21 protein-coding genes are annotated in these 22,689 nt (G+C 70.7%); 10 read left to right on the forward strand and 11 right to left on the reverse strand.

The genetic code is table 11. The features are described from left to right. Positions 1-98: 98 nt before the first annotated feature. The gene (locus tag ACQEVJ_RS33300; protein WP_433108004.1) at positions 99-650 is read left to right on the forward strand and encodes a winged helix-turn-helix transcriptional regulator; all 552 of its coding nucleotides are present in this window, start codon (positions 99-101) and stop codon (positions 648-650) included. Between the two features lie 34 nt (positions 651-684). Here ACQEVJ_RS33300 and ACQEVJ_RS33305 read toward each other — a convergent pair whose 3' ends face one another. From ACQEVJ_RS33305 to ACQEVJ_RS33335, 7 genes are all read right to left on the reverse strand, one after another. Next, entirely contained in the window at positions 685-3,222 is a 2,538-nt protein-coding gene (locus tag ACQEVJ_RS33305) for a DNA translocase FtsK (RefSeq protein WP_433108006.1), read from the reverse strand. A 120-nt stretch (positions 3,223-3,342) separates the two neighbouring features. Beyond that, positions 3,343-3,957, reverse strand: coding sequence for a DUF6879 family protein (locus ACQEVJ_RS33310; protein WP_433108008.1), 615 nt, complete (start codon positions 3,955-3,957; stop codon positions 3,343-3,345). A 97-nt stretch (positions 3,958-4,054) separates the two neighbouring features. Then, positions 4,055-4,828, reverse strand: coding sequence for an IclR family transcriptional regulator (locus ACQEVJ_RS33315; RefSeq protein WP_079315726.1), 774 nt, complete (start codon positions 4,826-4,828; stop codon positions 4,055-4,057). Between the two features lie 30 nt (positions 4,829-4,858). Continuing rightward, positions 4,859-6,022, reverse strand: a complete 1,164-nt coding sequence (locus tag ACQEVJ_RS33320) for an enolase C-terminal domain-like protein (RefSeq protein WP_433108010.1) — start codon at positions 6,020-6,022, stop codon at positions 4,859-4,861. Between the two features lie 85 nt (positions 6,023-6,107). Next, complete coding sequence (locus ACQEVJ_RS33325) at positions 6,108-7,397, reverse strand: ABC transporter substrate-binding protein (protein ID WP_433108012.1); 1,290 nt, start codon at positions 7,395-7,397, stop codon at positions 6,108-6,110. 33 nt (positions 7,398-7,430) lie between these two features. Further along, complete coding sequence (locus ACQEVJ_RS33330; RefSeq protein WP_433108014.1) at positions 7,431-8,312, reverse strand: carbohydrate ABC transporter permease; 882 nt, start codon at positions 8,310-8,312, stop codon at positions 7,431-7,433. A gap of 19 nt (positions 8,313-8,331) precedes the next feature. After that, entirely contained in the window at positions 8,332-9,189 is an 858-nt protein-coding gene (locus ACQEVJ_RS33335; RefSeq protein WP_433113117.1) for a carbohydrate ABC transporter permease, read from the reverse strand. Positions 9,190-9,471: 282 nt separating this feature from the next. On the opposite strand from ACQEVJ_RS33335, the gene ACQEVJ_RS33340 reads away from it, so the two are divergent. Together ACQEVJ_RS33340 and ACQEVJ_RS33345 are read left to right on the forward strand one after the other, a co-directional pair. After that, complete coding sequence (locus tag ACQEVJ_RS33340) at positions 9,472-10,389, forward strand: 5-dehydro-4-deoxyglucarate dehydratase (RefSeq protein ID WP_433108016.1); 918 nt, start codon at positions 9,472-9,474, stop codon at positions 10,387-10,389. Positions 10,390-10,438: 49 nt separating this feature from the next. Continuing rightward, positions 10,439-11,740, forward strand: a complete 1,302-nt coding sequence (locus ACQEVJ_RS33345) for a pectate lyase family protein (RefSeq protein ID WP_433108018.1) — start codon at positions 10,439-10,441, stop codon at positions 11,738-11,740. Between the two features lie 46 nt (positions 11,741-11,786). Here the strand turns inward: ACQEVJ_RS33345 and ACQEVJ_RS33350 are convergent, their stop codons facing one another. Both ACQEVJ_RS33350 and ACQEVJ_RS33355 read right to left on the reverse strand, forming a co-directional pair. After that, positions 11,787-12,215 (reverse strand): ester cyclase, encoded by a 429-nt coding sequence (locus ACQEVJ_RS33350; RefSeq protein ID WP_433108020.1) that lies wholly within the window; start codon positions 12,213-12,215, stop codon positions 11,787-11,789. Positions 12,216-12,271: 56 nt separating this feature from the next. Then, a complete protein-coding gene (locus ACQEVJ_RS33355; protein WP_433108022.1) occupies positions 12,272-13,891 on the reverse strand; it encodes an FAD-dependent oxidoreductase in 1,620 nt (539 codons plus the stop codon). A gap of 165 nt (positions 13,892-14,056) precedes the next feature. On the opposite strand from ACQEVJ_RS33355, the gene ACQEVJ_RS33360 reads away from it, so the two are divergent. After that, positions 14,057-14,689: a TetR/AcrR family transcriptional regulator gene (locus tag ACQEVJ_RS33360; protein WP_433108024.1), complete on the forward strand. Its 633-nt coding sequence runs from the start codon at positions 14,057-14,059 to the stop codon at positions 14,687-14,689. Between the two features lie 54 nt (positions 14,690-14,743). On the opposite strand, the gene ACQEVJ_RS33365 is transcribed toward ACQEVJ_RS33360, so the two are convergent. Then, positions 14,744-16,159 carry an aldehyde dehydrogenase (NADP(+)) gene (locus ACQEVJ_RS33365; RefSeq protein ID WP_433108026.1) on the reverse strand — a complete coding sequence of 472 codons (1,416 nt, stop codon included), beginning with the start codon at positions 16,157-16,159 and terminating at the stop codon, positions 14,744-14,746. A 1-nt stretch (position 16,160) separates the two neighbouring features. Further along, positions 16,161-16,964 (reverse strand): NAD-dependent epimerase/dehydratase family protein, encoded by an 804-nt coding sequence (locus tag ACQEVJ_RS33370; RefSeq protein ID WP_433108028.1) that lies wholly within the window; start codon positions 16,962-16,964, stop codon positions 16,161-16,163. Positions 16,965-17,269: 305 nt separating this feature from the next. On the opposite strand from ACQEVJ_RS33370, the gene ACQEVJ_RS33375 reads away from it, so the two are divergent. The 6 genes from ACQEVJ_RS33375 (at position 17,270) to ACQEVJ_RS33400 (ending at position 22,661) form a co-directional block, all read left to right on the forward strand. After that, on the forward strand, positions 17,270-17,845 hold the full coding sequence (locus ACQEVJ_RS33375) for a hypothetical protein (protein ID WP_433108030.1): 576 nt from the start codon (positions 17,270-17,272) through the stop codon (positions 17,843-17,845). A 159-nt stretch (positions 17,846-18,004) separates the two neighbouring features. Next, positions 18,005-18,433, forward strand: a complete 429-nt coding sequence (locus ACQEVJ_RS33380; RefSeq protein ID WP_433113120.1) for a carbohydrate ABC transporter permease — start codon at positions 18,005-18,007, stop codon at positions 18,431-18,433. Next, the gene (locus tag ACQEVJ_RS33385) at positions 18,430-19,293 is read left to right on the forward strand and encodes a carbohydrate ABC transporter permease (protein WP_433108032.1); all 864 of its coding nucleotides are present in this window, start codon (positions 18,430-18,432) and stop codon (positions 19,291-19,293) included. The genes ACQEVJ_RS33380 and ACQEVJ_RS33385 overlap by 4 nt, the downstream gene beginning before the upstream one ends. 91 nt (positions 19,294-19,384) lie before the next feature. Further along, complete coding sequence (locus ACQEVJ_RS33390) at positions 19,385-20,287, forward strand: 5-dehydro-4-deoxyglucarate dehydratase (protein WP_433108034.1); 903 nt, start codon at positions 19,385-19,387, stop codon at positions 20,285-20,287. Then, positions 20,284-21,543 (forward strand): glucarate dehydratase family protein, encoded by a 1,260-nt coding sequence (locus ACQEVJ_RS33395; protein WP_433108036.1) that lies wholly within the window; start codon positions 20,284-20,286, stop codon positions 21,541-21,543. The genes ACQEVJ_RS33390 and ACQEVJ_RS33395 overlap by 4 nt, the downstream gene beginning before the upstream one ends. Beyond that, entirely contained in the window at positions 21,540-22,661 is a 1,122-nt protein-coding gene (locus ACQEVJ_RS33400) for a hypothetical protein (protein WP_433108038.1), read from the forward strand. Before ACQEVJ_RS33395 ends, ACQEVJ_RS33400 begins: the two co-directional genes overlap by 4 nt. Positions 22,662-22,689: the final 28 nt, after the last annotated feature.

A 22,689-nucleotide genomic window follows, 5' to 3' on the forward strand; every position in this document is an offset into this window, starting at 1 on the left:
AGCGTCCAGATAGGGCATGATTCTCCCGATCGGAGTGACTTTGATGTTAGCAGTGACAAGTGACTGTTACATAGCAGTAACTCGATTCAAGGATGGACATGGTCAGCAAGATCAGGCTGGAAGATCGCGAATGTCCGCTGTCCGCGACACTGGGCATCGTCGGCGAGTGGTGGACGGTGCTGATCCTGCACGACTGCTTCGACGGCTACACCCGATTCGACGAGTTCCAGGCCAACATCGGCCTGTCGTCGAGCATGCTCACGGCCCGGCTGAAGAGCCTCGTCGACCGCGGCGTCCTGGAACGCAGCCCCTACCAGGAGCGGCCGGTCCGGTACGAGTACGTGCTCACCGACCTCGGACGGTCGTTGCGGCCGGTGCTCGTCGCGCTGGCCGCGTGGCGCAACGCGCAACTGGCCCCGGAAGAGCGGTCGATGATCCTCGTTGACGCGCGGACCGGCCGGGAAGCCGAGCCCGTGGTCGTCGACGCCCACACCGGCGAGCGGGTCGACGGCCCCGGCTACGTTTTCGCGGCCGGACCCGCGGCGGGACCGATCATGCGGCAGCGTTATGAAGGCGTGGCGACCCGGCCCGCATCCGAGGCCACCTTCCAGCCGGGTGTACCGGAGACCGCAGCGCCCGAACCGGCCTGATCACGGACGGCACGTCCTGCACCGGAGCCGGCTTTCAGCCGGTCTCCCCGCGCAGCTCGGCGAGCAGGCCGGGCAGGTCGTCGGGCTTGACCAGCACTTCCCGGGCCTTGGAGCCCTCGCTCGGGCCTACCACGTTGCGGCTCTCCAGCAGGTCCATCAGCCGCCCGGCCTTGGCGAAGCCGACGCGCAGCTTGCGCTGGAGCATGGAGGTGGAGCCGAACTGGGTCGACACGATCAGCTCGGCGGCCTGGATCAGCAGGTCGAGATCGTCGCCGATCTCCTCGTCGACCTCCCGCTTCGCGGTGGCGGGCGCGGCGACGTCCTCCCGATACTCGGCCTGCATCTGGGCCTTGCAGTGGGCGACGACCTCCGCGATCTCCTTCTCGGAGATGTACGCGTTCTGCAGCCGCATCGGCTTGCTCGCGCCCATCGGCAGGAACAGCGCGTCGCCCTGCCCGACGAGCTTCTCGGCTCCCGGCTGGTCGAGGATGACCCGCGAGTCGGCGAGCGAGGAGGTCGCGAACGCCAGCCGCGAGGGCACGTTCGCCTTGATCAGGCCGGTGACGACGTCCACGGACGGCCGCTGCGTGGCGATGACCAGGTGGATGCCGGCGGCCCGGGCGAGCTGCGTGATGCGGACGATCGAGTCCTCCACGTCGCGCGGCGCGACCATCATCAGGTCGGCCAGCTCGTCCACGATCACCAGCAGGTAGGGGTACGGCTGGTAGACGCGCTCGCTGCCCGGCGGCGGCACCAGCTTGCCCGCGCGCACGGCCTTGTTGAAGTCGTCCACGTGCCGGAAGCCGCTGGCCGCGAGGTCGTCGTACCGCCGGTCCATCTCGCCCACCACCCATTCGAGGGCCTCGGCGGCCTTCTTCGGGTTGGTGATGATGGGCGTGATGAGGTGCGGGATGCCCTCGTACGCGCTGAGCTCGACCCGCTTGGGGTCGACCAGCACCATGCGGACCTCGTCGGGCGTGGACCGCAGGAGGATCGAGGAGATCAGCCCGTTGATGCAGGTCGACTTGCCCGCGCCGGTGGCGCCCGCGATCAGGATGTGCGGCATCTTGGCCAGATTGGCCACGATGGTGCGGCCCTCGACGTCCTTGCCGAGCCCGACGATCATCGGGTGGTGGTCGGCCTGGGCCACCGGCGAGCGCAGCACGTCGCCCAGCGAGACGAGGTCCTTGTCCGCGTTCGGGATCTCCACGCCGATCGCCGACTTGCCCGGGATCGGGGACAGGATCCGCACGTCGGCCGACTTCACGGCGTACGCGATGTTCTTGGTGAGCGCGGTGACCTTCTCGACCTTGACGGCCGGGCCCAGCTCGATCTCATACCTGGTCACCGTCGGGCCCCGGGTGAAGCCGACCACCTGCGCGTCGATGGCGAACTGCTCCAGCACGCTGCTCAGCGCGTCCACGACGACCTTGTTGGCCTTGGTCTGCGGCTTGGGCGCGGTGCCCGACCGCAGCAGCGCGACGTCCGGCAGCGTGTACGGCCCCTCCTGGCTGGACAGGACGAGCTGCTCCACCTTGCGCGGCGCGGGGGTCGGCAGCGGAGGCTGCGGCGCCGGCTTCGGTATCTCCGGCTCGGTCGGCTCGGCCGCATCCACGACGTCGTCCCCCAGGCCGGGGACGATCTCCGGCGAGTGGTCCTTCTCCGACAGCACGGGCGTGTCGTACGGCTTGGTGCCTTCGCCGCCCTCGGCGCCGCGCCCGCCGCCCTGCTGCTTGCGCGTGCGCTTCTTGGCCGGCCCGGTGGTCTTGCGGGGCTCCCCGGTCTCCTCCGGCCGCTGGAAGAGCATGTGCTGGATCTCGGCGAGGCGCTCGGGGATGCGGTGGACCGGGGTCGCGGTGATCACCAGCAGGCCGAAGCCGGACAGCATCAGCAGCAGCGGGATCGTGATGAACGCCGGCAGGATGCTCGACGGCGGGGCGGAGACGATGAAGCCGATCATGCCGCCCGCCGCCGACACGTTGTCCATGCCGTCGTTGAGCCCGCCGGAGGGGTACGGCGTGCCGTGGGCGACGTGCACGATCCCGAGGATCCCGGCCAGCAGCGCGGTCCAGCCGATGCCCATCCTGCCGGTCTCGGTGTTCTGGTCGGGGTGGCGCAGCAGCCGCCAGGCGAGCAGCGCGAGCAGCACGGGCACCGCCCAGGCGAGCGATCCCACCGTCCCGCGCACCACGGCGTCGACGAACGCGGCGAAGCCCGTCTTGGTGTCCCGCCAGGTCAGGGCGGCGAGCACGATGGCGCCCGCGAGCACCGACAGACCCTGCCCGTCGCGGCGGTGCACGGGGTCGAGGTCGCGGGCTCCCTGCCCGAGTGCCCGCGCCGCCGCACCCACGCTGTTCGCCACCAGCATCCACATGCCGATGACGAGCTTGCCGATCACGAGGAAGAACCAGCTGATCGGGTCCTGGCCGGTGCCGACCGGCCGTTTTTGCGCGGGCCTGGGCGCCGCCCTGCCTCGGGAACCCGCCGGGGATCGCTTCGGGGAAGCCGTACGGGATCCGGAGCGCGACGCGGGGCGCTTGCCGGACCCCTGTCCGGACGTACGGGTGGCCATGATGCCGAAGTTACTCGTAAGGCGGTGAGATATCCGGAAGGCTCGCCGAACGGGCCGGCCGCCGCACCGGTCTCGCGATGAACCGCCCCACGCGTGCTCCGCGCCTACGGACCCGGGGCCTCACCCACGTTCTTCCGCGCCGATCCGGGGTGGGGGCAGCGGCACGACCCGCTTCTCCACGTAACTCGGCAGGTCTTCACCCCGCTCGTACAAAGAGGACACGGTCGAAGTCCAAAAACCGACCACTTCGGCATCGTCTATCCTGCGCGCACCGACGCACGCACCACTTTTGTCGTAATCGATGTGATACATGTGCCTGCCCGGAAAGACGACGAGTTCCGGAAGGGGGCCGTCGGTCTCGATGCCGGCGATCTCACGGGCATCCAGAACTCTGCCGCGCTCTCCCAGACGCGCACGCATCGCGAGGAGGTGAAGCTCCCATTGCAGATACGCGTTGAGCGGCGTCTCGACAATGCGCAGGCGCCGCAGTTCGCCCCTGGCGGGAAGATCCGCGGCGATCGTCTCACGTGCCGCGTCCAGTAAATCGAGAGAGCGCTGCCAGTCCCCCTCACGCATGGCGTTCCAGCTCGGGTTCGGCCCTTCGTCGAACGTCTGAGCGCGCTCCAGCTTCCAGATCACACCGTCGACGTCGTGGAAGACTTCAAGGAAGTCGGCCGCATACTCCTTCATGGGAAGCGACGTGCCCGGCACGTCCTTCAGCCGGCGTATGTTCATGCCTCGTGATTATTCACGCCACGTCAACGGCCCGGATAAGCGAATCAGAAATCGCCCATCCGGACCGTTGTCAAGCGCCCCCACCCGGCGCTTCGGGTCAGTAGGCGCGGCGCTGCCGCATGGCGGAGCGCTCGATGCGTTCGCGCGCCTCCAGGAGGCAGGAGGCGATCTCCTTCTCCCGCTCGGGCGTGAGGCGCGGGATCGGCACCGAGCAGCTGATGGCGTCGCGCGGCGGATCGCTGATGTGCAGCGCGACACCGAAGCACCGCAGCCCCTCGGTGTTCTCCTCACGGTCCACCGCGTAGCCCTGCTTGCGCACCCGGCGCAGATCGACCAGCAGCTCCTCGGCGTCCACGATCGTGTGGGCCGTCAGCGAGGGCAGCTCGGCCGGCAGCATGGCGCGTACCTCGTCGTCGTCCCTGCTCGCCAGGATCGCCTTGCCGAGCGACGTGGTGCTCGCCGGCAGGCGGCGGCCCACCCGCGAGAACGGCCGCAGGTAGTGCCGCGAGGCGCGCGTGGCGAGGTACACGATGTCGAAGTGGTCGAGACGGGCGAGGTGCACCGTCTCCCCCGTGACCTCGGCCAGCCAGTCCAGGGCGTCGTGCGCCAGCTGGACCACCGGGTCGCCGTCGATGTACGTCGCCCCGACCAGCAGAGCCCGCATGCCGATCCGATAGAGCGTGCCGGTGACGTCGGTCTCGATCCAGCCGAGGTCGACCAGCGTGCGCAGCAGGGCGTGCAGGCTGCTCTTGGGATAGCCCAGCTTGCCCTGAAGGTCGGTGAGGCTGTGCAGTCCGGGATACTGCGCGAAGAAGTCGAGCAGCTCGACCGTCCGGAGTGCCGACTTCACGTGCGGCACGGGTTCCGCCATGTGTACCTCCCTGACCCGCCTGTCCGCCTCCTATTGTGAGCCGGTTCCCCAGGAGGCGACCGTCCGGGAGGCGATGTAGTCCATATCCAGATCATCCCCCAGTCCGGGAGTGTCCGGCATCCGCACCTTTCCGTCGGCGAGCGGGTCGACGATCGACCGCAGGTGCGGGGCGGGCGTGTCGTAGTCCGAGTGCGGGTGCAGCAGCCCCCGCTCGTACCACTGCCCGCACAGCGTGGCGCCGATCACGGCCAGGGCGCCGGAGCCGTTGCCGTGGATCTCGCAGTCCATTCCGAACGACTCGGCCAGGTGGACCGCCTTGATCGCCGGGATGATCCCGCCGGAGCCGACCACGCCGACCCTGAGGATGTCGCAGGCCCCCGCGGCCACCCACTCCGCCCGCGCCATGTGCTTGCCCCAGGAGGTCTCCGGCCCGAGGATCGGCGTCCTGAGCTGGTCGGCGAGCCATCGGTACGACTGCACCGAGGCCTCCTCCATGGGCTCCTCGTACCACGCGAAGTTCAGCTCGTCGAGGGCCCTGCCGAGGGCCAAGGCCTCGGAGCGGGAGTACCAGTGGTTGCTGTCGAGCATGAGCGCGACGTCCGGGCCGACCGCCTCGCGGACCGCGGCGCACGCCTCGATGTCGCGGTCCACGCCGTACGGCATGGGCGGCATCCAGGTGTGCAGCTTGATCCCGCGGTAGCCGCGCGAGACGAGTTCCTTGGCGAAGGCGGCGTAGTCCTCGGGGGTGGCCAGGCCGCCGGGGATGTCGTCGCCGCACATCGTGCTCGCGTAGGCGGGCACCTCGGATCGGGCGCCGCCGAGGAGCTTCCAGACCGGCAGGCCGAGCTTGCGCCCGGCGAGGTCCCACAGGGCCTGGTCGGCGGCGCTGAGCGCCCGGTCGGACAGGTTGCCCTGGGCGCCCCGCTGCCGGCGGGCGACGCGGTGCCACAGCCGCTCCCGGTCGAGGCTGTCCTGACCGATCAGCGCCGGCCCGATGTGACCGGTGATCACCGCCTCCCTGACGGTGTCCGGCGCCGCCAGGCAGTACCCGGTCGCGCCGTCGCTGTCGGTGATGACCAGCAGCGCCTCCCGCACCTCCCGGGGCGGGCCGGGATGCCGGTGGCCGTGCCCGTCCACCACGGACTTGGTGACCGTGGTGAAGACCGTGACGATGACGCGTTCGACGACCGCCATGACTTTTCCCTTTCTCAATGGATCCCGGAGGGCCGGTGCGCGGTCAGGGACGCACCGGCCCGGTCCCGGGGACAGGCGGCGCTCGTCAGCCGCCGTTCGCCTTCTTCCATTCGGCCTGGGCGTCGGTCAGCTTCTGCGCCAGGGTGTCGAGGAACTCCTGGGGCTTCATCTGGCCGAGCAGCACCTTCTGGAAGAGGGGCTCGGTGTCGGCCTTGGTGATGGAGGAGAACTGCGGCAGGTAGTAGGGCGGCGACACGACCTGGGTGTTCGGGTCGTTCAGCTTGTCGACGGCCGTCTTCAGGTGCTCCAGGCCCTGCAGCCAGGAGTCGCCCTGCGCCTCGGTGTTGGCCGGGATCTGGCCCGTCTGCTGGTTCCAGTAGCTGTTGCTGTCGTGGGAGACCAGGAACTCCACGAACTTCCAGGCGGCGTCCTTGTGCTCGCTGTTCTTGAAGACCGCGAAGCCGTCCACGGGGTTGGCGACGATCGTCCGCTTGCCGCCGGGGCCGGTCGGCAGCGCGAAGGCGCCGACCTTGCCCTCGCCGTGCGCCTTCTTGTGGTCGTTGTACGAGCCCAGGTTGTGGTGCATCATCGCGATCTTCCCGGTGCCGAACGCGGCGACCATCTTCGGGAAGTCGTTGGTGACGTCGGCCTCGGGGGTGTCCTTCTTGTACAGCCCGGCCATCTGGGTGAGGAACTCGACGTTCTTCGGGTCGTTGACCGTGCTCTTGCCGGAGGCATCGAAGAACTCGCCGACGCCCGAGTAGGAGTACATCTCGGCCAGGATCTGGAAGATCGAGCCGGCGCCGCCGCGGATGGTGTAGCCGTACTGGTCGGGCTTCTTGGTCAGGTCGTCGGCGTCCTTGAAGAACTCGTCCCAGGTATTCGGCGCCTGCTGGAGCTTGTCCTTCAGGTACCACACCACGTCCATGTTGGAGGTGCCCGGCACCAGGTAGAGCTTGCCGTCGGGCACGGTCTTGCGGACCGAGTCGAGCATCGGCGTGGCCAGCTTGCCGTTCACCGAGCTCTTGGCCAGCCACTCGTCCGCCGGCTCCAGCGCCTGCTGGCCGGTCAGGTTGGCCAGGTACGACGTGGTGACGCCGCCGACGTCGGGGGTGTCCCCGCCCGCGATGGCGGTGTCGTACTTCTGCTGGACCGAGGCGATCGGGACGCCGACGTACTCCACGTGGATCGAGGGGTTGGCCGCCTCGAACCGCTTGATCAGCTCCTGGTAGATCGGGGTGCGGGCGCCCCCGTTGTTGTCCCAGAACGTGATGGTCGTCTTGCCGGAGGCGTCGTCCGAACCCGAGTCCGACCCACATCCGGTAGCGGTGACGGCGAGGACGGCGAGCGCCGCCCAGGCCACTTTCATCTTCATGGTTCCTCCTGCTTACGACAGGCTGGGGGGTTGCTATCCCTTGACCGCGCCGGCGCTGATGCCGTGCACGAGATAGCGCTGGACCACTGCGAACACGCAGACCACCGGCAGGGCGGCGACGACACCCCCGGCCGCGAGAGCCCCGAAGTCGGCGCTGTACTCCCCGATCGTGTAGCTGAGCCCGACGGGGATCGTGAAGCTGTCCTGCTTGCTGACGAACATCAGCGCGAACAGGAAGTTGTTCCACGTGTGGATGAAGGCGAACGACCCCACGGCGATCAGGCCGGGCCGTAGCTGCGGCAGCACGATCGCGAGGAAGCCGCGGAACCGGGTGCAGCCGTCGACCATCGCGGCCTCCTCGACCGTGAACGGCACGGCCGAGATGAACCCGCTCATCAGGATGATCGACAGGGGCAGGTTGAAGACGGTGTCTGCGACGATGAGGCTGGCCAGGCTGTTGATCAGGCCGAGCGACTTGAAGATCGAAAACAGCGGGATCAGCATCATCGCGCCGGGGATGAACTGGGTGCACAGCAGCACGACCATGAACAGGCTCCGGCCGCGGAACCGGTAGCGCGACAGCGCGTACCCGCCCATGACCGCGACGACGGTGGTGAACAGCAGCGACCAGACCCCGACGATCACGCTGTTCTTGAAGAACACCGCGTAGCCGATGTCGTTCCAGACGGTCTCGAAGTGCTCGAACGTGATCGGCCAGGGCACCGGGTCGGTCGATCCGGCCGGCCGCAGGGCGAACACGAGCATCCAGTAGAACGGCACCAGGGTGAAGACCAGGTACATCCCGAGGGGGACGTAGAGCCGCAGCACACGGCCGGGATCACGCCTCTTCCGTCGGCGGCGGGCCCCCTCGGGCACCGCTCGCGGGCGCGGGCGGATCATGACGTCGGCGCTCATTGCGAAACCCCTCGCCTCTTCATCGTTCCTCGCCGAACCGGCTGAGCCGGAGGTAGAGGAGGGAGCAGAACAGCAGGATCACGAAGCCCGCCATCGTCAGCGCCGAGCCGTACCCGAAGTCCTTGGAGTCGACGGCCCGCTGCGCGACGTACAGCGGCAGCGTGGTCGTGACCTGCGCCGGGCCGCCGCCGGTGAGCGTGTAGAGCAGGTCGACGTTGTTGAACTCCCAGACCCCGCGCAGCAGCGTGGCCAGCACGATCGCGTCCCGCAGATGCGGCAGCGTGACGTGGAGGAAGCGCCTGATCCGCCCGGCGCCGTCCACCGCGGCCGCCTCGTAGAGCTCGCCCGGGATGCCCTGCAGGCCGGCGAGCAGGAGGATCGCGAAGAACGGCACGCCGCGCCACAACTCGGTCACCACCACGGCGGGGAAGACCGTGTCGGGGTTGCCGAGGACCGCCGCCTCGGGCTGCCCGAGGAAGCGCAGCACCCCGGTGCTCGGCGTGTAGAGCAGGATCCAGATGCCCGTCGTCAGCACCCCGGAGACGGCCCAGGGGGAGAAGACGAGCGACCGGGCGAGCCCCCTGCCGATGAAACTTTCATTGACGATCAGGGCCAGGGCCAGCCCGAGGATCAGCTGGAGGCCGATCTCGACGACCACCCATTTGGCGGTGAAGCCCAGGCTGTGCCAGAAGACCTCGTCCTCGAACAGCATCCGCCGGAAGTTGTCCAGGCCGGCGAAGCCGTCCGCCCATGGCCGGGTGAGGTTGCGGTGCTGCAGGCTGTAGTACGCGACGCTGGCGATCGGGTAGACGAGAAACGCGGCGATGAGCGCGACCGTCGGTGAGATCAGCAGGTACGGCACGGCCCTGCGGCGCATCGTCGTCACCGGCGCATCTCCTCTGTGACTTTTCCCGAACCATGTTCAAGACATATTCCTGAACGTAGTTCACAAACGTGGACGGATCAACGGTGATGTTCGGGCCTCGGTCCTGTCAAGAAGCCGTGTCCTATTCGAAACATTCGCCCTCTTGGGGTTCGCGTCTTGACCGCGCGACGCCTCGCACCGTACGGTCCGGGTGTTCACGAATATGAATCAAGTTCAGATGGATGTCAGATCCAGCTGGATGATGACGGCTCAGAAGGATGACGGAGGAAGCCGGTGACGTTCGACGGCCTGCTGTTCTTCCCGGTCACGCCGTGCGACGAGGAGGAGCGGCTCGACCTCGAGGTGTTCCGCCGGCACGTGCGGCAGGGCGTCGAGGCGGGGTGCGGCGCCGTTTTCGCCTGCTGCGGCACCGGCGAGTTCCCCTCGCTCAGCCTGCGCGAATACGCCGCCTGCGTGGCCGCGGCGGTCGAGGAGGCGGCCGGGCGCGTCCCTGTGGTCGCCGGGACCGGCTACGGCACCGCGATGGCCCTGGAGTTCGCCAGGGCGGCCGAGGACGGCGGGGCCTCGGCCCTGCTCGCGCTGCCGCCCTACCTCGTGCAGGCGGGCCAGGACGGCCTGCGCCGCCACTACGAGGCGATCGCCGACGCCGCCCGGCTGCCGATCATCCTCTACCAGCGGGACAACGCCGTCTTCGAGCCGGAGACGGTCGCGGCGCTCGCGGAGCACCCGGGCGTCATCGGGCTCAAGGACGGCCACGGCGACCTCGGCCTCATGCGCCGGATCATCGAGGCCGCCCCGCCCGGAATGCTCTACTTCAACGGCCTGCCGACGGCGGAGCTGTCCCAGCTCGGCTACCGGGACCTCGGAGTGGTCCGCTACTCCTCCGCCGTCTTCTGTTTCCTCCCCGACCTCGCCCTCGCCTGCTACCGGGCGCTGCGGGACGGCCGCGACGACGTCGCGAACCGTCTGATCGAGGGGTTCTACCGCCCCCTGGTCGACCTCCGGCGCGAGGGCCCGGGGTACGCCGTCTCGCTCATCAAGGCGGGTGTGCGCCTGCGTGGTCTGGACGTGGGACCCGTCCGCCGGCCGCTGTCCGATCCCAGCCCCGAGCACCTCGACAGGCTCGCCGCGCTGATCGACCGCGGTCTCGCCCTTCTCGAAGAACTGGAGCGGTCGCCCAACCCGGCCTGAGCGCCGGGCGACGAGTTTTCTGGGAAGCGACCGCGGAACGGAGACAGTCATGCCCGGAAGATCCTTACTCCTGTCGGCCGCCCTCGCGATCACGGCCGCCGTCCCCGTGCTGGGAGCGGGCCCCGCCGGGGCGGCCACCCCGCCGGCCGGGAAGCCCGCCGATCTCGGGCGGCAGACGCTGCCCGCCAACGACGGCTGGGCCTCGGCCGGCACCGGCACCACCGGCGGCGCGGCGGCCCCCGCGTCGAACATCCACGTGGTCACCGACCGCGCGGGCCTGGCCGCGGCCCTCGCCTCCCCCGGCCCCCGCGTCATCTACGTCAAGGGCGTCATCGACGTCGACAAGAGCTGCGCGGACTTCGCCACCGGCGGCTACACGCTGGCCGGCTACCTCGCGGCGTACGACCCGGCGGTGTGGGGCCGCGACACCGAGCCGTCCGGGCCGATGGAGGACGCGCGGGCGGCCTCCGCCGCGGCGCAGACGAAGTACATCAAGCTCAAGGTGCCGTCCAACACCACGATCGTGGGCCTGCCGGGAGCGACCATCCGGCACGTCAACCTGCACGTGGACAAGGCCGACAACGTCATCATCCGCAACATCCGGTTCGAGGACTCGGCCGACTGCTTCCCCCAGTGGGACCCCACCGACGGCGCCGAGGGCAACTGGAACTCCCTCTACGACAACATCTCGGTCACCGGCTCGACCCACGTCTGGATCGACCACAACTCGTTCACCGACGCGGACAACCCCGACTCGAACCAGCCGGTCTACTTCGGCCGGCCCTATCAGGTGCACGACGGGCAGGCGGACATCACCAACGCGTCCGACTTCGTGACCGTGTCGTGGAACAAGTTCTCCGACCATGACAAGACGATGCTGATCGGCTCGACCAACAACCCCGCCAACGACCGGGGCAAGCTCAGCGTCACCGTGCACCACAACGAGTTCTCCGGCAACCTGCAGCGGCTGCCCCGCGTGCGGTTCGGGAAGGTGCACGTCTACAACAACTACTACCAGGTGCCCGACGCCGAGCCCTTCGAGTACGCGCTGGGTGTGGGCGTGGAGTCCCAGATCTACGCCGAGAACAACTACTTCCGGCTGAGCCGGAGCGTGGATCCGGCCGACCTGCTCTACAACTGGGGCGGCACGACGCTGACGGCCAAGGGCAACCTGCTGCGGGTCGGCGGCAAGGAGCAGCCCATCGACCTGGTCGCCGCCTACAACGCGAAGTACGACCCCGACCTCGGCGCCGACGCGGGCTGGACGCCGACCCTGCACACGGGGATCGACCCCGCGGAAACGGTGCGCAGGGAGGTCTCCCGGCACGCCGGAGCCGGCGAGATCCACTGACGGCCGGCGCGCGGCCCCTGTGGAGCCGGAGGGGCCGCGCGCACCCTCATGTCGCCGGGCCGAGGCGGGACAGCGGCAGCCCGAGCTGGAGATACAGCTCCAGCTGGTCGTAGAAGACCTGCTGGTTGACGATCAGGCCGTCCTGCGCGGCGAAGAACCAGCAGCACCGCACGCTGACGTACCGCCCGGTGCCCGGGAGCACGTCGCCCGTGGTGAGCGGGAACGGCCCGGTGTGCCTGCCGGTCCCCACCGCGGTGACCGCCGTGGCCTCGCCGTCCACGACCTTCTGCAACACCGTGACGTGCACGTCGGGGAACGCCTGCCAGATGGCGGTGTGATAGGACGCCACCTCCGAGCGGCCCTCCGCCGGGCCGCCGGGCCCTACCGCGACGGGCTTGGCGCAGAAGCACCCCATGATCGCGTCCAGATCGTGGGCGTTGTACGCGCTGAAATAACGGTCCACCACGTCGACCACGGCGAGACCCCCGATTCTCGCACCTGGGCGTCCAGGCTATCGAGACGCGCGGCCTGTCACCTCGGGCGGGCGTCCAGAGCGAGCAGGCGGGCCAGTGCCCTATCCAGCCGATGTCCCGGCTGCGGGGGCAGGTCGCGTGCGCGCCAGCCGACGAATCCGTCGGGCCGGACGAGGATCGCGCCGGTCCTCGTGATGCCGTACGCGCCGCAGAACCGGTCCTCGGGATCGCGCAGGCCGGCGCCGATCCGATGGACGTCCAGCCAGGCGTGCCCCGGGGCCGCCGCGGCCCATTCCGCCCCGTCCGGGCCGATCAGCAGAGTGAACGCGCCGGTGAACAGGTCGAGCGTGGACAGCCTCGTCCCCTCCCGCTCCAGCCACACGTGCGGCGCGCGCAGGCCGGGACGCCCGCTGGGAGCGCGCGGGTCCTCGACCGGCGTGTCCGGACCGGGCGTCCGAGCGCAGACCGCCGCGGAGTCGTACCGGTATCCGAAGATCATGCTCAGGTCGTCGATCGCGGTGACGTCCTTACCCGTGCCGCCATGCCGGCCGGTGAGGTGCCGCATCGCGGTCTCGAGCGTCAGCCGCGCGACCGGGCGGCGCTCCTGCTCGTAGGTGTCCAGCAACGTCTCCCCCGCCCGGCCGGCGATCACGGCGGCGAGTTTCCATGCCAGGTTGTGCGCGTCGGCGATGCCGGTGTTCGCGCCGTAGGACCCGGCAGGCGGCACGACGTGGGCCGCGTCGCCGGCGAAGAACACCCGCCCGGCACGGTATCGGTGGGCGACCCACCCGCCGACCGTGCTGTGGGAGACCTTCCGCGGCCATCCGGGCACGGGGGGCACGAGAGTGAGGTCGAGGTCCGCCACCCCTGTCGCGAGGCGGGCCAGCGCGGCGCAGCGCTGCTCGGAGAAGTCGCCGGGTGTCTCGCCCGGCTCCGGGTGGTAGGGCACCGCGAGCATCCACCGCCCGGGAGTCCGCAGCGGCACCAGGACGGTGCCGGTCGCCGGCCGGTCGAGGTAGGCCAGCAGGAACCGGCGCCCGCGCAACGCGGCGGTGAGGTCGGCGTCGAAGACGAAATACGCCACGTGGGTCACGGGTCCCGGCTGGTCCACACCGATGCCGAGCCGGCCGCGTATGCCCGCGCGGTGACCGTCGGCGGCGACCAGGTAATCGGCGCGGATACGGCGTTCGGCGCCGGCGCCGAGGTCGCGGACGACGGCCGTCACGCCGTCGGCGTCGCAGTCGAGGGAGACCAGTTCGGTGCCGAACCAGATGTCCGCGCCGCCGCTTTCGGCATGGCTGCGCACGATACGTTCCAGCTCGTCCTGATCGATCATCGCCCAGTCGGTAGGACTGACCGTCGCCGGCGGCCGGACGTGCGCGAGCAGGTCCACGCGGAAACGCTCCCGGCCGGCCAGCGTGTCCGCGCCGATCATCTCCGGAAGCCCGGCCAGGATCGACTGACGCCCGCGGATCTCCTCCTCCAGCCCGAGGGCACGGTAGATCTCCATCGAGCGCGGGTTGAACGCGCGCGCCTGAGGCGTGATCGCCGTGGACGGATGCCGTTCGACCAGGATCGGGCGGACACCGAGACGCGTGAGGAAGAGCGCGGCGGACAGGCCGGTGATGCCTCCTCCCACGATGAGGACGGCGGTCCTGCGGTCGTACGGTCCGGTCATCGTCCCGGCACTCCCTTCTGTGCCGCCGAACGCGGCGGCACCTCGAACGCGTCCGCGACGGGGCCCGTCACACTCCTCGATAATCAATCGCTCATAAAATTGTGTCAACCAGTTGATTGATTGTGTTGACCGGACGGGTGTGACTGTCAGGGCTACGATTGGATCATGTCCACGCCGAAGCCCCGCCGGTCTCCCAAGCCCCAGGAACGCCGGCGCGACCCGGAGCGCACCCGCGGGCTCATCCTGGACGCGGCGACGGCCGAGTTCGCCGCGCACGGCTACGCCGGTGCCCGGCTCAGCGCGATCGCCGCCAGGGCCGGCGTCAACCAGCAGCTGATCTCGTATTACTTCGACGGCAAGGAAGGCCTCTACCGGGCCCTCGGGGAACGCTGGCGGCAGCGCCAGAGCGAGCTGGTGTCGCCCGGCACGCCGCTGCCCGAGCAGATCCGCCGGTACGCGCTTGAGGCGTTGAACAACCCGGACGGTGTCCGGTTGCTCGCGTGGAGCGGCCTGGAGTACGGGGGGCCGCGCACCGATCCCGACCAGGCGCCGCGTTCCGAGCGGCTACGGGGCTACGTGGACGAGGTCCACGCCCGGCAGGCGGCGGGCCGGCTGCCGGACGAGGTGGACCCGGCCTGCCTGAGCATCATGCTGATGGCCGCCGCGATGGCGACCGTCACACTGCCGCACGTCGTCGAAGGCGTCTGCGGAGCCGATCCCCGCTCCCCCGAGTTCGTCCGGCACTACGCCGAGCAGGTCTCCCTGGTCGCCCGGCTCCTCGGGCTCGATCCCGAATAGCGATCCGCGCCGCTCCCCCAGAACGGGAGCGGCGCGGAAACGAGCGCGGCGGCGTCAGACGCGCGGGCGGCCGTCTACACGCTGCGGCACGCCGAGGGGGTTGTCGTCACGCAACTCCGGCGGCAGCAGATCGTGCGGCCAGTCCTGGTACGCCACCGGAGTCGTCCAGCGCCTGATCGAGGCCGCACCGACGGAGGTCTGCGCCGGGGCCGTGGAGGCGGGCCAGGGGCCGCCGTGGTGCATCGCCCAGCAGACGGCGACGCCCGTGGGCCAGCCGTTCCAGATGAGCCGCCCGGCCAGCCGGCGCAGGACCGGCACGAGGTCGCGGGCCTCCTCAGCCCCGGCCGCGTGGACGGTCGCGGTCAGCGACCCGGGCAGCCGGCGCAGCACGGCGGGCAGGTCGGCGGGGTCGCGATAGCGGACGACGATCGCCGACGGGCCGAAGCACTCCTCCCCCAGCTCGGGCAGCCCGTCCGCGAACACCTCCAGGTCGGCGGCGAAGACCTGCGGGGTGATGCCGTCCACCGCGCCGCCGCCGGCCAGCACCGTGAGCCGCTCGGCCAGCCGGCCGGACGCCCGCAGGTAGCCCTCGCGGATCTTGGCGGTCAGCATGGGCCCGCCGGTGGTGGCGGCCACCGCTTCGGCGACGGCCTGCTCGAACCCTCCTTCGGCCGGGACGAACACCAGGCCGGGGTTGGTGCAGAACTGTCCCACGCCCAGCGTCAGCGAGGCCGCGAACCCGGAGGCCACCTCGGCGGCGTCGGCCGAGGGCAGCACGACGACCGGGTTGACGCTGCCCAGCTCGCCGTAGAACGGGATGGGATCGGGCCGCTCGTCGATCAGCCTCTGGATCGCCTTACCGCCCGCGAGCGAGCCGGTGAAGCCGACCGCCGTGACGAGCGGGTGCTTCACCAGCGGGGCCCCCGCCTCGAACCCGTGCACGAGCCCGAGCAGGTCGGGGTCGGGCAGGGCCTGCCGTACGACGGAGGCGGTCAGGTCGGAGGTGCGGGGATGCCCCTCGTGGGCCTTGACCACGACCGGGCAGCCGGCCGCGAGCGCCGACACCGTGTCGCCGCCCGCCACCGAGAACGCGAAGGGGAAGTTGCTGGCCGCGAAGACGGCCACGACGCCGAGCGGGTGGTTCATCCGGCGCACGTCGGGACGCGGCGGGGTGGCGCCGGGGTCGGGGTGGTCGATCACCGCCTCGACCCACCCGCCGTCCCGCAGGACGTCGGCGAACAGCCGGAACTGCGCGGCCGTACGGGCGATCTCGCCGCGCAGCCGCGCCTCCGGCAGCCGGGTCTCCTCCGCGGCGACAGGCCACAGCTCCTCGGCGTGCTTGAGCAGGGCGTCGGCGACGCCTTCGAGCACGGCGGCGCGCCCGGCCGGGGACGTCGCCCGCCACGCCTCGCCCGCCGCGGCGGCCCGCTCGACCGCCCCCTGGACGGCATGGTTCACCTGGTCGGTCACCTCATCCCCCAGCCGTGAGGTTGTCGACGTCGTAGCGGGGGCCGCAGAACCCCCCGCCGACCAGCGAGTGCGGCAGCTCGCCGAGATCGGGCTCGCCGTGCTCGGCGATCAGCTTCTCGGCGTAGACCTCCGAGTCGTCCTTGGGCTCGTAGCCGATGGCCCCGCCCTCCTCCAGCGACCACCAGCGGCGCGTGTTGGCCGACACGCCCCACACCACGTGGAAGCCGTCGGCCGCCAGCGACGCCTCGGCCAGCCGGGCGCAGTCGTCCGGGGACAGCCAGGTCGACAGCATGCGCACGTCCTTGGGCTGCTCGTAGCACGAGCCGATGCGCAGGCAGGTCACCTGCATGCCGTACCGGTCGTGGTAGAGCGAGCCGAGCGCCTCCTTGGTCACCTTGCTCACGCCGTAGAAGGTGTCCGGGCGCGGGAACAGGTAGTCGGGGGCCTCAGCGGCACTGCGCGGGAAGAACCCGACCGCGTGGTTGCTGCTGGCCAGCACGACGTGGCGCACTCCGGCCCGCCTCGCGGCCTCCAGCACCACGTAGGTGCCGTGGATGTTGACCTGCAGGATGTCCGCCCACGGCTGTTCGACGCTGTGGCCGCCCAGGTGCAGCACCGCGTCCACGCCGTCCATCGCCGCGTCCATCGCCTCGGGGTCGGTGATGTCGGCGGTCACCGCCTCCTCGCCCGGCCCCGCCTCCACCGGGACGACGTCGAGCAGGCGCAGCACGCGCCCCTCCCTGGCCAGCCGGGGTCGCAGCAGGGTGCCGACGCCGCCCGCCGCGCCGGTCATGAGAATTCGCATGTGCCTCCTGTCGGATCGGCCCTGCAGTGAAGCGCGGCACCGGTGATGGGGATCCGGTGCCCGCGCCGGCGCGCGGCGCTCCATGATCGTCCGCGCGACGTACGGACCGTGTCAATGCCGAACGCCGCCAGTCTCGCAGCAACTCCCAAATGTTCACAACTACGGGCATGATTCACATATCTGACCCGAGATCGCTCCTTGACGCAACTGTTGCCAATTTCTACGGTCTTGCTAACAAGTGGACGCAATTGCGGAGCCGATTCAGAAATGTGAACAGTCGGGTATGTGAATCTGGAGGCGGGCGTATGCCGCGTCATCTACTCGGTCGGCGTCATCTACTCGGTCAGTTACGCACGGCCGCGGTCGCCCTGGCGCTCGCCGTGCCGCTGGCGGCCTGCGGGTCCGGAGCCTCGGGCTCCGGCGACGACCCACTGGAGATCTGGATCCGCCAGACGCCCGGGTCCGACTCGGACAGGACCGCCCAGAAGCTCGCCGCGGCCTTCACGAAGGCGACCGGCGTGCCGGCCAAGGTGGTCGCGCTGCTCGACGACTTCGAGACCAAGCTGCAGCAGCAGGCGGCCCGCCGGAGCCTGCCCGACATCGTCATCAACGACACGGCCCAGCTCTGCACCATGCGTACGCAAGGCTGGATCCGCGAGGTGGACCGGGCGGCGGTGGCCCCCGGCTGGCAGGTCTTCCAGGACGCGTACAAGGACGCGAAATACAGCCCGCCGGCGCCCAACTGGACGCCGTTCCGGCAGGCGGCGGCCGACGCGTTCAACGCACTGTGGGCCGACTGCTCGGCGGACACCGCGACCGCGATGAACCGCCTGGCGGAGACGTTCGCGCGCGAGCTGAAGAACCAGAACGCCGCCGCATGACGGCCGCCCGCAGCCGGCGGCGCGGGGCGTGGATCCCGTGGCTGTTCCTGTCCCCCGCGTTGCTGCTGTTCCTGTATTTCAAGTTCATCCCGGCACCCGGGCGCGGACGGCCCGCTCAACACGCTCGCCGGATGGCTCGGCCTCGCCCCGCAGCCGTTCCTGGCGAGCGAGCACTCCTCGTTGCTGTCGGTCATGGGCATGGGCGTCTGGCGCGGCGCGCCGTACGACATGATGATCTTCCTGGCGGGCCTGGCCGGCGTGGACCGGGCGCTGTACGAGGCGGCCGCGGTGGACGGCGCCTCCACCTGGCGGCGCCTGCGGCACGTGACGCTCCCGGCGCTGCGCCCGGTGTTCTGGATCCTGTTCACCCTGGCGGCCATCCGGGGCCTGCGGGTGTTCGTCGAGGTCTACGTCCTCACCAACGGCGGGCCCGACGGGTCCAGCGAGGTGCTGATGACGCTCGTCTACAAGCTCGGACTGCAGCGCGGCGAGCTGGGCGTGGCCGCCGCCGGCTCGATCGTGCTGTTCGCGGCGACGCTGCTGCTGACCGTCCTGGTCCGGCTGCTGCGCGGAAGGGAGACGGGATGAGCCGGTTCGACAGCGCGCTCGGGCTGGAGGCCAGGCGCGGGCCGCTCGCGACGCTGCTCAAGATCGTGCTCTACGCGGGCATGGTGCTCGTCTTCACCGGGCCGCTGCTGGGGCTGCTGGTCAGCGCGTTCGGCCGGACGCTCGACCCGACCGGCTTCACGCTGCTCCCGGACGGCTTCACGCTGGACAACTTCGTCCAGGCGGGCCGACAGGGCGTCTATCGCTACCTGCTGAACTCCTTCGTCGTGGTCGGGTTCGGGCTGCTGCTCCAGATGACGGTCAGCGTGTTCGCGGCGTACGCGCTGGCCCGCAGGAGGTTCCGGGGCATGGCGGTCGTGATGCTGCTGATCCTGGCGACCATGATGCTGCCGGAAGAGGTGATCGCCATCCCGCTGTCGGTGGTGCTCGCCGACGTCCCGCCCTTCCACGCCGACCTGATCGGCACGTACGCGGGGATGATCCTGCCGGTCGGCGCCTGGGGGTTCTCGATCCTCGTCATGACCGAGTTCATGAAGGAGGTGCCGGTCGAACTGGAGGAGGCGGCCCGCCTGGACGGCGCGGGCGAGCTGCGCACCTTCCTCACGATCATCCTGCCGCTGTGCCGTCCCGCGCTCGGCGTCATCGGCGTGTTCGGCTTCACGATGATCTGGGACCAGTATCTGCTGCCGCTGATCGTGGCCACCGAGCCCGGCCAGTGGACCCTGCCGATCGCGCTGCGCTCACTGCGGTCGGACGAGGAGGCAGGCATCGGGGTGCTGCTCGCGGCGTCCCTGCTGGCCCTCCTGCCTTCGATCATCGCGTTCCTGGCCTTCCAGCGCCAGTTCATGCGCGGGCTGACCAGCGACGCGGTCAAAGGCTGACCCGGTTGACTTTCGTGAGATCACCCGGCTAGCTTCGTGGACATATTGAAGAACTTTGTCCATGTATGTGGACATGCAAGGGAGTGGGCGGATGCAGCTCGACGGCGTTCTCTTCTTTCCGGTCACACCGTTCGGCTCGGACGGTGAGCTGGCCGAGGACGTGCTGGCCAAACACGTGATCCGAGGGGTGACCGAGGGCGCGGGCGGGGTGTTCGCCGCCTGCGGCACCGGCGAGTTCAACGCGCTGGGCATCGACGAGTACGCGCGGGTGGTGCGGATCGCCGTCGAGTCGGCGGGCGGGCGGGTCCCCGTCCTGTCCGGCGCCGGCGGCTCGCTCCCGTTCGCCCGCGAGTGCGCGCACAGGGCCGCCGAGGCGGGCGCGGACGGCCTGCTGCTGCTGCCGCCCTACCTGGTCAGCGCGCCCGCCGACGGGCTGGTGCGCTACGTCCGCGAGGTCGCGGCGTCCACCGACCTGCCAATCATCGTCTACCAGCGGGGCAACGCCCGCTTCACGGCCGCCGCCGCGGCGGCGCTGACCGAGATCCCCAACGTCGTCGGATTCAAGGACGGCCTCGGCGACGTCGACGCCATGCAGCGGATCGTCCTCGCCGTCAGGGAGGCGACCGACCGCGACTTCACGTTCTTCAACGGGCTGCCGACGGCCGAGATGACCGTGCCCGCCTACCGCGGGATCGGCGTGAGCCTGTATTCCTCCGCCGTGTTCTGCTTCCTCCCCGAGGTGGCGCTGGCCTTCCACAAGGCGGTGACCGCCGGGGACGACGACCTCGTCCGGCGCCTGCTCGCCGGCTTCTACCGCCCGCTGGTCGAGCTGCGCGACCTCGTGCCCGGCTACGCCGTCTCGCTCGTCAAGGCGGGCGTCGCCCTGCGCGGCCTCGACGTGGGCCGGGTGCGGCCGCCGCTGGTCGACGCGGCCCCCGAGCACGTCGCCCGCCTGGAGAAGCTGATCGCGACCGGACTGGACATCGCCGGATGAGGATTCGCGAGATCGACGTCACGCCGGTCGCCTTCCGCGACCCGCCGCTGCTCAACGCCGCCGGCGTCCACGAGCCGTGGGCGCTGCGCACGATCGTCGAGGTCGTCACCGACGAGGGCCTGACCGGCCTCGGGGAGACCTACGGCGACCTCGACCACCTCGTGCGGGTGCGGGCCGCCGCCGAGGCGCTGATCGGCCACGACGTCTACGGCCACAACGCGATGTACGCCACCGTGGCCGGCCTCGTCGGGGCCGACGTCGTCACCGACCTGCACGGACTGACCGGCACCTCCTCCCGGGCCAAGACCGTCGACCGGATCTTCTCCCCCTTCGAGGTCGCCTGCCTGGACATCCGCGGCAAGGCGGTGGGCCGGCCCGTCGTGGACCTGCTCGGCGGCAGGGTGCGCGACGCCGTGCCGTACAGCGCGTACCTGTTCTACAAGTGGGCGGGCCATCCGGGAGCGGCGGAGGACGGCTTCGGCGCCGCGCTCGACCCCGAGGGGGTGGTCGAGCAGGCCCGCCTGCTGATCGGCCGGTACGGCTTCCGCTCGATCAAGCTCAAGGGCGGCGTGTTCCCGCCCGAGCAGGAGGTCGAGGCGATCCGCGCGCTGCGTGAGGCCTTCCCCGGGCATCCGCTGCGCCTCGACCCCAACGCCGTCTGGAGCGTGGAGACCTCGATCAGGGTGGGCCGCGAGCTCGACGGCGTGCTCGAATACCTGGAGGACCCGACCGAGGGCATCGAGGGCATGGCGCGGGTCGCCGCCGAGGTGCCGATGCCGCTCGCCACGAACATGTGCGTCGTCACCCCCGAGCACCTGCCCGAGGCCGTCCGCCGCGACGCGATCGGCGTGCTGCTGACCGACCACCACTACTGGGGCGGTCTCGTGCGCTCGGCGCACATCGCCACGCTGTGCGAGACCTTCGGCATCGAGCTGTCCATGCACTCCAACTCCCACCTCGGCATCAGCCTCGCCGCGATGACCCACCTGGCCGCCGCCACCCCGGCGGTCACGCACGCCTGCGACACCCACACCCCCTGGCAGGACGGCCAGGACGTGGTCGCCCCCGGCGCGCTGCGGTTCACGGACGGCGCGGTCCCGGTGCCGGACGGCCCGGGGCTCGGGGTGGAACTCGACCGCGACGCCCTCGCGGTCATGAACGAGCACTATGAGAAGTGCGGGGTCCGCTCCCGCGACGACACGACGTACATGAGGACCGTCGACCCGTCCTTCTCCACACGGAGGCCACGCTGGTGAACGTCATCTACGCCTACCCCTGGGACATCGTCGGCGACCCCGGCGCCGCCGCACGCCTCAAGGCGCTCGGCGTCGACGCGGTGGCGCTCGCCGCGTCCTACCACACCACCCGCGCCGCGACCCCCGCCCATCCGGCCCACCGGCTGGTCGAGGCGCGGCACGCGGCCTGCTACGTCCCCGTACGCGAGGAGGCGTGGAAGGGCAACCGGCTGGTGCCCGGCACGCCGTCGTGGATGGATTCGGCCGACCCGTTCGGCGAGGCCAGGGACGCCCTGCGCGCGGCGGGCCTGGCGGTCCAGGCATGGACCGTGCTGACCCACAACACGCTGCTCGGCTCGGCCAACCCCGGCCTGGTCGTCACCAACGCCTTCGGCGAGCTCTACCCGTACGCGCTGTGCCCGGCGGCGGCCGACGTGCGCGACTACTGCCGCACGCTGGTCCACGAGGTCGTCGAGGCCGGCGACCCCGACGCGCTGATCCTGGAGGCGTGCGGCGCGCTCGGCTTCCGCCACGGCGGCCACCACGAGAAGACCGACGGCGCGGACTGGTCGCCCACGCAGATCGCGCTGCTGTCCCTGTGCTTCTGCGCGGCCTGCGCACGCCGCTACGAGGCGGCCGGGCTGGACGTCGCCGAGGTCCGCGCGCGGGTGCGGGCGGGCGTCGACGGCGCGCCCGGCTCGGTCGAGGACGCGCTCGGCGACCTGGCCGGCGCGATGCGCGACCTGCGCACGGGGCTCGCGGGCGAACTGCGCGACCTGCTGCTGGCCGAGGCCAGGGCGGTGCGGCCGGACCTGAAGATCGCCCTGCACGCCAACGCCGACCCGTGGGCGACCGGCCCGTTCGCGACCGTGCCCGAGGGGGTGGACGTCGACCTGCTCGTCGGCAACTGCTGGAACGCCCCCGAGGTGGACGAGGCCGGGCTGCGCGCCCTGGGGCGGCTCGGCCCCCGCGTGGGCGCGTACGTACTGGCCCTGCCGCCGCGCCCGGCGGACGGCGCGGCGCTGTCGTTCCTGGCCGAGGCCTACACGGCGGCCGGCGCCGCAGAGATCCACTGGTACCACGGCGGCCTCGCCTCCGCGGCCCGGCTGAAGGCGATCGCGGAGGCCGTCCGCCGCTGAGCCGCCGCGCCGGGCCGGACGATGCGGG

The sequence above is a fragment of the Microbispora sp. CA-102843 genome (genome assembly GCF_050936215.1).
GTDB lineage: Bacteria > Actinomycetota > Actinomycetes > Streptosporangiales > Streptosporangiaceae > Microbispora.